Below are 12095 nucleotides of genomic sequence, written 5' to 3'. Positions count from 1 at the left end.
CACCGACAAGGTCGACACCGAGGTCCCCTCGCCCGTCGCCGGCACCGTGCTCGAACTGCTCGCCGCCGAAGACGACACCGTCGAGGTCGGCGCAGTGCTCGCCCGCGTCGGCTCCGGCGCCGCAGCGCCCGCCGCTCCCGCGGCCCCGGCCGCCGCTCCCGCGGCCCCGGCAGCGGCACCCGCCGCACCGGCTCCGGCCGCGCCCGCCGCCGAGGCCCCGGCCCCCGCTGCCAAGGCGCCCGCTGCCGCGCCGGCCGCCGCGGCTCCGGCTCCGGTTCCCGCCGCTCCTGCGTCGAACGACAGGGTCTACGTCACGCCGCTCGTGCGCCGCCTGGCGGCCCAGCACGGCGTCGACCTGGCGACGGTCGCCGGCTCCGGCGTCGGCGGCCGCATCCGCAAGGAGGACGTGCTGAACGCGGCGTCCGCTCCGGCCCCGGCGGCAGCTCCGGCTCCCGCCGCTGCCTCTGCCGCCCCGAAGCTCGAGACGTCGCCGCTGCGCGGAACGACGCAGCCGATGAGCCGCCTGCGCAAGGTGCTCGCGAAGCGCGCGGTCGAGTCCATGACGTCGACGGCACAGCTGACGACGGTCGTCGAGGTCGACGTGACGGCGGTCGCCGCGCTGCGCACCGCGACGAAGGACGAGTTCCTCGCCAAGACCGGCAACAAGCTCTCGTTCATGCCGTTCTTCGCCCTCGCGGCGGTCGAGGCGCTCAAGGCGTACCCGATCATCAACTCGACGCTCGACGGCGAGAACATCGTGTACCCGGCGCAGGAGAACATCTCGTTCGCGGTCGACACCGAGCGCGGTCTGCTCACGCCGGTCATCCGCGACGCCGGCGACAAGAACATCTCCCAGATCGCGGCGGACATCGCCGACCTGGCCGCCCGCACGCGCGACAACAAGCTGAAGCCCGACGAGCTCGCCGGCGGTACGTTCACGCTGACCAATACCGGTTCGCGCGGCGCGCTGTTCGACACCCCCGTCGTGTTCCTGCCGCAGTCGGCCATCCTCGGCACGGGCGTCGTGTACAAGCGCCCCGGCGTCGTGAAGACCGACGCGGGTGAGGCCATCGGCATCCGCTCGTACGTCTACCTCGCGCTGTCGTACGACCACCGCACAATCGACGGCGCGGATGCCGCACGCTTCCTCTCCGCGATGAAGGCGCGCCTCGAGGCCGCCGACTTCCGCGGCGATCTCGGCATCTGATCGCACGGATCACCGACGAGGGCGGGAGGGGGCAGGAGCCCCTCCCGCCCTCGTCGTCTGTGTTCGCGGCCCGCTCCGGCCAGCGGTGCTCGCGCCGCACGGCGACGGACGCGGCCGCTTCCCGGTCGCGACGCGCCGCCCGACCGTGCGTGCATCAACCCGCTGGGTACGCGTCGCGCAGCAGCCAGCGCCCGTCGGAGAGCACGAGGCTGAGGTAGTGCGCGCCCCCGCCCGTGCCCGCCTTGACCAGGGTGACGCCGCCGTAGTCGTCGACGAGCGCGACCCCCTCGCCTGCGAGCTCGGGCCACGGCGCCGACTCCGGCCCCGCGCCGGCCCCGGCGGCGAATACGCCGTCGCAGGCGTCGCCGCATTCGGCCGCGCGCCCGATCAGCCGCGCGGCCGATTCGACGGGATCCGCCGAGACCTCGACCTCGATGCCCGCGTCGGAGCCGGGCGCGTCGTCGGCGGCGGGCTCCTCCTCGGCTCCGCCCGCGGCATCGTCGGGCGCGTTCGGGGCGCCGCCGTCGGGGCCCCGTGACCCGTCGCTCCCGATTCGCCGTCCGTCGTTCTCCTCGCCACCGGTATCCGCCGCGACCGCGCCCCCACCCGCATCAGCGCGCTCACCATCGGCCCCGTCGGCGTGACCGGCCTCGCTGCTCCCGACCGATCCGGCCTCGTCCGCCTGTGCGCGCGGCTCGCCGCTCGGCCACAGCAGCCCGACGATCAGCACCCCGGCCGCCGCGGCCCCGCCGAGCGCGTACGCCGCGCGGCGGCCGCTCAGCCCCGCACCCGCACGGCTCGCCACGGCTCGTGCTGCCCGCCGCGCGGTCTTCGCCGCGGCGCCGATACTCCCGCCCGCCGACGCACGCGCGCCGGCGGCGCTGTCCCTCCCGGGGCCGCGACCTTCGGCACGGCCCCTCGGCCGAGCTGCGCGCCGCACCGTCCGCGCCGGGCCGCCCCCGCGGGCGGCGCCGCCGGGCGCACGGCCACCAGCGGGAGCGAAGCGACGCCCGACGCGCGCCGGCGGTCGGGCGTCATCGGGTTCCGAGCCGTCCGGGTCGGTGAAGTCGAGCGGCTGCGGCGCACAGGCCTCGAAGAGCTCGGCCTCGATCTCGTCGATTCCGCGCGGGAGCTCCGCAGGATCGCCGAGCAGCGCGACCGCGCGTTCGAGCAGGCGGCGCACCACCCTGTCCGCCATGCCGTCGGCGACGACCGCGAGCACGGCCGCGGCGCCGAGCGCCGCCGTCTCCCCCGCCGTCCCGCTCGACGAACCCCTCGACCCGCGGCGACCCCCTCGCCCGGCGTCGTCCGCCCGCGGACCTGCGGGCCGGGAGCCGTCACCGACGGCGGCTCCCGGGGCCGTCGCCGCGAACAGCGGGCGCCCGTCGTCGTCGGCCCACCACGTACCCGGCGGGCCCTCCGAGACGCCGCGCTCCCTCGCACGTGCCTCGAGCGCACCCCGCATCATGCTGACCGCCAACGTCACGGCCTGTCCGCCCGAGAGGCTCCCTGCCGCCCATGGGGTCGTGATGCGATGGCGGCACCACGCCAGCACGAGAGCATGACCGCCCGCGGTGCGCGCGACATCGATGGGCGCAAGCACGTGCTGGCCGCGCAGGCCGCACCCCGGCCAGCCGGTGAGGTCGCGCACATCCGCCAGAGCGACCGGGCCATCGGGGCCATGGGCGAGCACGGCGGTCACGGGGTGCTCCGCCCCGCCGAGCGGGCGGATCACCCGGTACGCGTCCGTCAGCGGTTCCGGCGCCGCGCCCCGCCCCGCGATGATGTCGTCGAACTCGTCCATATCGACCACGGAACGCGGGACGGCCCCGATGGCACAAGTGCGGCGGAGCGCCTGTGGAGGCGGCGCCCGCGTGTGCGGCACCTGTGAGGGAAGCCACGTAAACTGGGGGCATGGCAGAACGCGGCAGCAAACCGGAGAAGCGCCCGAACTTCTTCTCGCAGATCAAGGACCTCATCTCCTTCACCAAGAAGGACTACCCCTGGCTGCCCTACGGCCTGGTCGGCATCCTCGTGCTGGGCATCGCCATCGGCGTGCTGCTGGCGCTCCTGTTCCAGCCCACGATCCTCGGTTTCGTGCTGTGGCCGATCTTCGGCCTCATGCTCGGCATGATCGCCGCGATGCTGATGATGAACCGCCTCGCGACCGTCGTGATGTACCGGCGCCTCGACGGCAACCCCGGCGCGGCGGGCCACGTGGTCTCGAACATGCTCGGCCGCAAGTGGCGCGGCGACGAGATGCCCGTCGGCGTCAACCCCAAGACTCAGGAGGCCGTGTACCGCGCGGTCGGCCGCGGAGGGATCGTGCTCGTCGGCGAGGGCCAGCGCGGTCGCCTCAAGAAGCTGATGCGCGACGAGAACATGAAGGCCAAGCGCGCCGCCGCCGGCGTGCCCGTGCACACGTTCTACGTCGGCCACGGTGAGGACGAGGTCGAGATCAAGCACCTCGCGAAGACCATCAAGGCCCTGCCGAAGACGATCGACAAGGCGACCATGGGCGCCGTGATCTCGCGCCTCGAGTCGCTCTCGCAGTCGCTCAGCTCGCTCCCGATCCCCAAGGGCATCGACCCCATGAAGGCCAGGGCCCCCCGCCCGCGCTGAGCGTTCCGTGACGAGGGCCTCCGGATGATGATCATCCGGAGGCCCTCGTCGTTCGCGCGGCGTCAGCGCCGCAGGAGCATCGTGCCGGCGGCCTTGTCGTGCAGGCCGCGGTGGTCGTCGTCGGCGACGACGGCAGGGATGACGAGGAACAGCAGCGCGGTCCGGATGATCGGGCGCCAGACCCCGACCCAACCGCCCGACACACGCACGAGGTACAGGCCCATGATGCGGTGCCCCGGGCTGCCGCCGAGCGTCGGGATGAACACGATCTGCACGGCGGCGAAGACCAGGTTCGTCGCCCACGGCGAGTAGTCGAAGAACGCCAGCCCGATCAGCGCCGCGCAGGCGAGGTCGATCACGAGGGCGGCGATGCGGCGCCCGAAGGTCGCGATGCTCCCGGACGAGCCCTGCGGCGGCAGGCCGAGTCGCTGGCCGGGGTAGTCCTGATCGGCGGTGGCTTCACTCACCCCGATAGCCTACGCAGGCCCCGCTCGTAACATGCCTGAAACATCAGGGATATGACAGAGCAACCTCGCGTGGGTAGGTTCTAACTGTCGCCCGAAGCGGCGGCCACATGAGATCGGCGATTCTGGAGCCCCAATGTTCAACGATTCCTCCGAGGTGCTGAAGTACATCAAGGACGAGGACGTCAAGTTCCTCGACATCCGTTTCACGGACCTCCCCGGTGTGCAGCAGCACTTCAACATCCCCGCGTCGACGGTCGACGAAGACTTCTTCACGACGGGCCAGATGTTCGACGGATCGTCGATCCGCGGCTTCGCCACCATCGACGAGAGCGACCTCCAGCTGATCCCGGATGTCACGACCGCCTACCTCGACCCGTTCCGCGAGAACAAGACGCTCGTGATGGTCTTCGACATCTACAACCCGCGCAACGGCGAGGTCTACTCGAAGGACCCGCGCCAGGTCGCCAAGAAGGCCGAGAAGTACCTCGCCTCGACGGGCATCGCCGACACCGCGTTCTTCGCGCCCGAGGCCGAGTTCTACATCTTCGACGACGTGCGCTACGAGGTCTCGCAGGGTCGCAGCTTCTACGCCGTCGACTCCGAGGAGGCCGCGTGGAACACCGGCCGCGAGGAAGAGGGCGGCAACCTCGCCAACAAGACCCCGTACAAGGGCGGCTACTTCCCTGTCTCGCCCGTCGACAAGCAGGCCGATCTGCGCGACGACATCTCGCTGCGCCTGATCGACGCGGGCCTCGAGCTCGAGCGCGCGCACCACGAGGTCGGCGGCGCCGGCCAGGCCGAGATCAACTACAAGTTCGACACGATGGTGCACGCCGCCGACGACGTGCTCAAGTTCAAGTACATCGTGAAGAACACCGCCGACGAGTGGGGCAAGACGGCGACGTTCATGCCGAAGCCCCTGTTCGGCGACAACGGCTCGGGCATGCACACGCACCAGTCGCTCTGGAAGGACGGCTCGCCGCTGTTCTACGACGAGCAGGGCTACGCGCAGCTCTCCGACATCGCCCGCTGGTACATCGGCGGCATCCTGAAGCACGCCCCGGCGCTGCTGGCGTTCACCAACCCGACGATCAACTCGTACCACCGCCTGGTGAAGCACTTCGAGGCCCCGATCAACCTGGTGTACTCGGCGGGCAACCGCTCGGCGGCCGTGCGCATCCCGATCACCGGCTCGAACCCGAAGGCCAAGCGCATCGAGTTCCGCGCCCCCGACGCGTCCGGCAACCCGTACTTCGCGTTCGCGGCCCAGCTGATGGCCGGCATCGACGGCATCAAGAACCGCATCGAGCCGCACGAGCCGATCGACAAGGACCTCTACGAGCTCCCCCCGGAGGAGGCCAAGAGCATCCCCCAGGTCCCGACGACGCTCACTGCGGTGCTCGAGGCCCTGCAGGAGGACCACGCGTTCCTCCTCGAGGGCGGCGTGTTCACCGAAGAGCTCATCCAGACCTGGATCGAGTACAAGATGGAGAACGAGGTGCTCCCGATGGCGCAGCGCCCGCACCCCTACGAGTACGAGCTCTACTTCGGCGTCTGAGCTCCGGCTGACCCTTCACGAGGGCCTGGCTTCCCCAATGGGAAGCCAGGCCCTCGTTGCGTCGGCGCGATACCGGTGACGGTGGCGCGCGTCAGTTCAGGACTGCCACGGCTCCGCTCAGCGTCACATCGACCAGAACTCGGTCGCGAAGCGTCTCCGTCACGACGCACAGCCTGTCCTGCACATGGTCTTTCGCGCGAGCGGCGAGCTCACCGTCGCGATTCCCGACGATGAGCATGCGCACGACGTCGTCGCGCTTCAGGAGCGTCACGTTCACCGTGCTGTCCTCGGCGCTGGCATCGATGCAGTCGAGGATGAGGTGTCCCAGCGCGTCGGCATCGGCAGGGTCCTCGACCTCTGCCCGTTCGGCATGCAGCTCGAGGCGGATCTGCTTCCTCCGCGCTTCGGCCAGGGCCAATGCGAACCAGCGTCCCATCAGCGCCGTTGCCTGTGACAGCGCGCTGACCTGACGAAGGAACGCCTCTTCATCGCCGCAGCGACGTCGCACCTCCAGGTCATCCGGTTGAACCGTCCCGTCCGCGATGTCACGCAACAGACGGAAGGAGCCCTGCAATCCGGATGCGTTCCAGCGCATTTGGACTTCGATCGCCGCCGTATGCGCAGCTGAATCTCGCATCGCCCGCTCCATGCGCCGCTCTGACACGTCTGCCTCTGCCTCGAGAGACCGGAACTTCCGGAACACGAGCCACCACATAGCGAGCAGACCCGCGGCGGGGGCTTCGAGCAGAAGAGCGCGTGACAGCTGATCGGGGTCCTCACCTGTGAGAACAACCAGCCCCAGAGGCACCATGCTGACGCCCTGCAGCGCGGCGGCGACGAGGAACGGCGCGATCGTCCGGCTCGATGCATGAAGCAGGACGGGCAGCACGGTGAGCGAGAGGGACTGGAAGAAGTAGGGTGCGTCATACCCCTCACCGATGGAGACGAGCGCTGCCCAGTTCAGCGCAGGAACAGCGACGATCGCGAGCCCGACAAGCCACTTCGGCAAGCAGCGGTCGTCTCGAGTCGTGAGCCAGACCACGCCAGTGAAGAGCAGGAGTGCACCGATCGTCGCGTATGCCGAAGGGTCGCCGCCGCGAGGGCCCAGGACTTCCAGCGACGCGCTGATCGCGCTCACGTGCAGCGCCCAGGCGATCGTCACCTCCCGTGTGAAGCGGCGCAAGGGTCGAGCCCTTCTGGCCGCTCCCTCCGTGCCCGTATCCCCGGCCCCCGTGCTGAGCGGGTAGGAGAGTCGGACCGTGGTTCCCGAACCGACCTCCGTCTCGAGCGCGACGGCGATGCCGTGGGCCTCGCCTCGAGCGAAGAGGGATTCCGCGACCCCGCGCTGCGTCACGCGGTTCCGGTCGAAACCACTGCCATCGTCGGAGATCTCCACCTGGAGCACGTCATCGACGTAGCGGGTGTCGATGACGATGTGATCGGCCCCGGAGTGCTTGACTGCGTTGAGAGCAACCTCCGAGGCGCATCCGTAGAGCGCCTCGAGGACCGGCACCGGAAGCAGCGCCTGGAACCGGCGCAGGTCATCCCCGACGATCCCTTTCCACCTCACGGGCAGGCCCACGCGCTCGATGTCTGTCAGGCTGACCCGAGAGGTTCGGCCCGCTGCCGTACGCCGTTGGAAGTCACGAATGCGCTCGAGGTCTCGGCGGCACCGTGCCCTGGCGTCCGCGGGAGTCGGGCCGTGGTCCCCGCCTCGCGCCAGTGCGCCGAACGTATTCACGATCGTGTCGTGGAGCACCCTCACGTACTCGGCCGTCGCATCCTTCGCGGCCCGTCTGCGCACCGCACGTGCTTCCTCTGCCGTGGCGATCACCTTCCGCCGGTCGAACGAACGCGCGATCCTGCGCAGGGCATAGATGAAGACCGCGGCGTTGACGACGAGAACTCCGCTCGTCGCGAGCGAGTTGCTCACGACCGCACGATCCCATTCCGGATGTGCGATCGCGAGCAGAGCCGCGTACGCCAGGGTGAGCGAGCAGGATACGGCGATCGGCAACACCCCGGGAAGGAGCATGATCGGGAGGATGATCGTGAAGGCTGTCAACGGGACCAGCGCCTCGACGAGCGCATCATCGGGCGTCGCCGCCGCAACGCAGTAGAAGCCCAGCGCCGCGTAGTGGACAACGATCAGCGCCAACACGTGCACGCGCAGGAGCGCAACGCTGAGACCCGCAGCCAGGACGATCGCAGCGACCACGAATACTGTGGCCGTGGGAACGATGAGCGCGGAGGCACAGGAGGCGAGCAGCAGCACGAGCTGAAGCAAGAAGATGCCGGCGAGCTGAGCACGGCGCATAGCCATGGTGAGACTCGAACCGACCCCGGGCGCTTCGTCGAGAGAAGAATCGGGAGGCATCGCGCCGGGGCGCGCGCGAGGCGCGCCGGCGGACAGACCGGTGATCTGTGCCATGAGGAGATCCTTTCACCGATAGCTGAAGCGCGGACGGCCCATCCTGTTCCCTGTTGGGGTGTGGACGGGCCGAAGCGGCGGCGCTCTGCGCCGCCATCGGCGCACCAAGGGGTTCGCATCCCTTGGTGCGCCGATCTGTTCAGTTGTCGCACCCGTCGGGACGAGGGGTGCCTATCGGTGCCGGGGCCGCCTTTTGGGGGAAGGACTGTCCCGGCACCGACGGTCTAGCTGGCCGCCGAGATGCGTCGGCGAGCGATCACCAGGATGGCGCCTCCCGCGATGAGCAGCAGGGCGAGGACTGCGATGCCCCAGCTCAGCTCGGCACCGGTGACGGCGAGGGAACCGACGACGACGCGTTCGTCATCCGAAGCGTCGACGGGGTCGCCCGTGGGCGGGTTGCCCGTCACCGCGGCGTGATTGTCGACATGCCCGCGGTCGCGGTCGGCACCTGTGACGGTGTAGCTCGCGCTCGCGGTGACGGACTCGCCAGGAGCGAGCACCCCAGCCTCGCCGGGCCACTCGCCGTAGACGATCTCCGACAGGCCCTCGAGCTCGTCGGTGATCTCGATACCCGAGAGAGTGACGCCGCCCGTGTTGGTCACGGCGAACTCGTACGCGACGACGTCACCATCGAGCTGGCCGCTCTTGACGATGTCGATCGCGGCCTGCTGCACAAGCGGCGTGGTCACCTCGTCATCGTCGCGAACCGGGTCGCCGACCGGCGGGTTGCCGGTCACGAGCGCGTGGTTGTTCACGCTGCCCGCATCGATGTCGGCCTGCGTCAGCGTGTAGGTCGCCGTTGCCGTCACGTGCTCGCCCGGAACCAGGACTCCGGCCTCGCCCGGCCAGTCGTACTCGATCTCCGACAGGCCTTCCAGCTCGTCCGCGATGACGACGTCCGTGAGCGTCACGCTTCCGGTGTTCGTCGCGGTGAAGGCGTACGCCACCCGGTCGCCCGCGCCGGAGCCGGCACCCGCTTCGAGGCTGCTGACCTTGCGCAGCTCGATCGCCGGTCCCTGCGTGACCGGAATGGTCACGTCGTCCTCGTCCGTCACGGAATCGCCTTCCGGCGGTGTGCCCGTCACCGTCGCGGTGTTGTCCACGCTTCCGGCGTCGACGTCGGCCTGCGTCAGCGTGTAGGCCGCCGTTGCAACGACCTGCTCACCCGGTGCGAGGACTCCTGCCTCGGCCGGCCACTCTCCGAACACGATCTCCGACAGGCCTTCCAGCGCATCGTCGATCGAGACGTCGACGAGCGTGACGTTCCCGACGTTGGTGATGGTGAACTCGTAGTCCACGATGTCGCCGGCGACGCCGTCGCCGTCGAGCGTTCCGGTCTTGACCAGATCGATCACGGGCAGCTGCGGCAGCAGCACGTCGTGCTCGTCGCCGTCGTCGACCGGGTCGCCCGAGGGCGGGTTGCCCGTCGCGGTCGCGGCATTGTGGACCGCTCCCTCGTCGATGTCCTCCTGTGTGAGAGCATAGGTCGCCGTCGCCGTGACCTGCTCACCCGGGGCGAGCGTGCCCGCTTCGCCCGGCCACTCGCCGTAGGCGATGTCCGACAGGCCCACCAGCTCGTCGACGAGCGTCACATCGGTGAGCGTCACGTTACCGGTGTTGGTCGCCGTGAACGTGTACTCGACGTGGTCGCCGGGCACAGCGGTGGCGCCCGCTTCGAGACCACCGGTCTTGACGAGGTCGATCGCCGGAGTCGGCTCGACCGGGACGATCTCGATGTCCTCGTCCTCGACGGGATCGCCCGTGGGCGGGGTTCCCGTCGTGGACGCGGTGTTCTCGACCTGCCCGGCGTTCACATCCGCCTGCGTCAGCGCGTATGTCGCGGTCGCGATGACCTGCTCCCCCGGCCGCAGCGTGCCATCATCGCCCGGCCACTCGCCGTATGCGATGTCCGAGAGGCCGTCGAGCTCATCTGCGATCGACACGTCACCGAGCGTGACGTTGCCGGTGTTGGTCGCGGTGAACGTGTAGGTCACGACGTCGCCCACCCGGCCCGTCGCCCCATCCTCGAGCGCACCCGTCTTGACCAGATCGATCGAAGGAGCGGAATCGACGGGGACGTTCACATCATCCTCGTCCTCGACCGGGTCGCCCGTAGGCGGGGTTCCCGCTGTGGTGACGGTGTTGTCGACACCGCCGGCGTCGACGTCCGACTGCGTCAGCACGTAGGTCGCGGTTGCGGTGACCTGCTCATGCGGGTTCAGGACCCCGACCTCGCCGGGCCACTCGCCGAAGACGATGTCCGAAAGGCCGTCGAGCTCATCCATGAGCACCACGCCCGTCAGCGTCACGGATCCGGTGTTCGTGACCGTGAAGCCGAATTCGACGACGTCGCCCGCACGCCCCGACGCGCCATCCTCCAGCGCGCCCGTCTTGACGACCTCGATGCGAGCATCCTGCGGCAGGTCCACCGTTGCGTCGTCGGTGTCCGAGACATCGTCGCCCTCGGGCGGCGTTCCCGTCGTGGTCGCGGTGTTGTCCACCCGGCCGATGTTCACGTCGGACTGCTCGACCGAGTACGTCGCCGTCGCGGTGACCTGCTCGTGCGGATTCAGGACCCCGACCTCGCCGGGCCACTCGCCGTACGCGATCTCCGACAGCCCGTCGAGCTGATCGGAGATGGAGACGTCGGTCAGTGCGACGTTCCCGGTGTTCGTGGCCGTGAAGGTGTACTCGATGACGTCGCCGACAGCACCGGTGTCGCCGTCCGCCAGTGCGGCGGTCTTGACCAGCTCGATCGCGGGGTCGTCCGGGATTGTCACCTCTGCGTCGTCCTCGTCCGCGACGGGAGGACCCGTCGGCGGATTGCCCGACACCGTCGCGTGGTTCTGGATGATCCGGTTGTCGCGGTCGGTCTCGGTCACCTGGTACGTGGCCGTTGCCGTCACCGACTGTTCCGGCTCCAGAACACCCGGCTCTCCCGGCCACGTGTACTCGAGGTCCGTGAGGCCCGGCTTCGGGTCGTCGATCACGACGTCCGTGAGCGTCTGGTCACCGGTGTTCGTCGCCGTGAAGGTGTACTCGACGGTATCGCCGATCGCCCCCGTGGCGTCGTCCGCGAGCTGCGCAGTCTTCACGAGCTCGATTGCCGGCGCAGGAGCGGCGGCGCAGTTCTCCTCGATCAGCGCGAGCAGGACGTCGGAGAGGCCTTCGAAGTTCGTCGACAGGTAGTCGCTGCCCTCGGTGGGGCCGGAGATCTGCGACATGTGCTCGCGGAACTCGGCCATATCCGCGATGTTGTCGGTGAGGCCGACGCCCACGACGCGAGTGCCCTCGGCCTTCAGAGCGTTCGCCGCGTTGACGGCCGCCGTGATCGTGGCGGTGTTCGTGGAGCTGCCTGGCCCTTGCGCGGGGCTGCCGTATTGGGTCGGGTTGCCGTCGGTGACGAACAGCAGCGCGTCGTACTCCTCCGACGAGGATTCGACGGCGGCGAAGGCGCGGTCCCAGTTCGTCCCGCCCAGTGACTGCGCAGGACGCTGGATGCCCTGCACCCACTCGGTCACGGCCGCAACGCCTGGCTCATCGAGGGCCGTCATCGCGAGCGGGGCATTGCTTCCGGAGTTGGTCGCCGGCGCGTTGGACGCGAAGTTGTGCATGGCCACCCGCACCGGGTAGTCGCTCAATGTCTGCGCCAGCTCGGTCACACCGTCACGCATCTGCTGCAGCTGCGTGTCGTCCACGGAGTTGGACAGGTCCAGGCTCAGAGCCAGGTCCAGCTCACACTGCGCGGGCATCGGCGGGTTCGGGGCCGGCGCCGTCGACGCCTCCACAGCGTTCGCGGTACCCGCAGCT

Annotated in this window: 7 protein-coding genes; 3 read left to right on the top strand and 4 right to left on the bottom strand. The window is 69.7% G+C overall.

Translation table 11 applies throughout. The features are described 5' to 3' along the window. Window positions 1-1207: 2-oxoglutarate dehydrogenase, E2 component, dihydrolipoamide succinyltransferase (gene sucB, locus C0010_RS08375; protein ID WP_105566603.1), on the top strand; the 1207-nt coding region annotated here is incomplete at its 5' end. Window positions 1208-1361: 154 nt separating this feature from the next. Here the strand turns inward: sucB and C0010_RS08370 are convergent. After that, a complete protein-coding gene (locus tag C0010_RS08370; protein ID WP_105566602.1) occupies window positions 1362-3011 on the bottom strand; it encodes a hypothetical protein in 1650 nt (549 codons plus the stop codon). 110 nt (window positions 3012-3121) lie between these two features. On the opposite strand from C0010_RS08370, the gene C0010_RS08365 reads away from it, so the two are divergent. Next, window positions 3122-3829, top strand: a complete 708-nt coding sequence (locus C0010_RS08365) for a DUF4191 domain-containing protein (protein WP_105566601.1) — start codon at window positions 3122-3124, stop codon at window positions 3827-3829. A gap of 62 nt (window positions 3830-3891) precedes the next feature. Here the strand turns inward: C0010_RS08365 and C0010_RS08360 are convergent, their stop codons facing one another. Further along, window positions 3892-4296, bottom strand: a complete 405-nt coding sequence (locus C0010_RS08360; RefSeq protein WP_174150257.1) for an RDD family protein — start codon at window positions 4294-4296, stop codon at window positions 3892-3894. 133 nt (window positions 4297-4429) lie between these two features. Here C0010_RS08360 and glnA point away from each other — a divergent pair, with 133 nt between their 5' ends. Then, the gene (glnA, locus tag C0010_RS08355) at window positions 4430-5854 is read left to right on the top strand and encodes a type I glutamate--ammonia ligase (RefSeq protein WP_105566599.1); all 1425 of its coding nucleotides are present in this window, start codon (window positions 4430-4432) and stop codon (window positions 5852-5854) included. A gap of 91 nt (window positions 5855-5945) precedes the next feature. Here glnA and C0010_RS08350 read toward each other — a convergent pair whose 3' ends face one another. Together C0010_RS08350 and C0010_RS08345 are read right to left on the bottom strand one after the other, a co-directional pair. Then, the gene (locus C0010_RS08350; RefSeq protein WP_232531838.1) at window positions 5946-8129 is read right to left on the bottom strand and encodes an ATP-binding protein; all 2184 of its coding nucleotides are present in this window, start codon (window positions 8127-8129) and stop codon (window positions 5946-5948) included. Window positions 8130-8509: 380 nt separating this feature from the next. After that, window positions 8510-12037: a DUF7507 domain-containing protein gene (locus C0010_RS08345; RefSeq protein WP_158685387.1), complete on the bottom strand. Its 3528-nt coding sequence runs from the start codon at window positions 12035-12037 to the stop codon at window positions 8510-8512. Window positions 12038-12095 lie beyond the last annotated feature (58 nt).

Source organism: Microbacterium halophytorum (assembly GCF_002970975.1).
In the GTDB taxonomy this organism is placed as follows: Bacteria; Actinomycetota; Actinomycetes; order Actinomycetales; family Microbacteriaceae; genus Microbacterium; species Microbacterium halophytorum.
The sequence above is the reverse complement of the archived record's forward strand: the minus strand, read 5'-3'. Positions and strand labels throughout refer to the sequence as shown.

Bases quoted from the DNA above. Each gene is read 5' to 3' on its own strand.
- C0010_RS08370 (WP_105566602.1), bottom strand. From the start codon at position 3,011: ATGGACGAGTTCGACGACATCATCGCGGGGCGGGGCGCGGCGCCGGAA.
- C0010_RS08365 (WP_105566601.1), top strand. From the start codon at position 3,122: ATGGCAGAACGCGGCAGCAAACCGGAGAAGCGCCCGAACTTCTTCTCG.
- glnA (WP_105566599.1), top strand. From the start codon at position 4,430: ATGTTCAACGATTCCTCCGAGGTGCTGAAGTACATCAAGGACGAGGAC.
- C0010_RS08345 (WP_158685387.1), bottom strand. From the start codon at position 12,037: ATGCCCGCGCAGTGTGAGCTGGACCTGGCTCTGAGCCTGGACCTGTCC.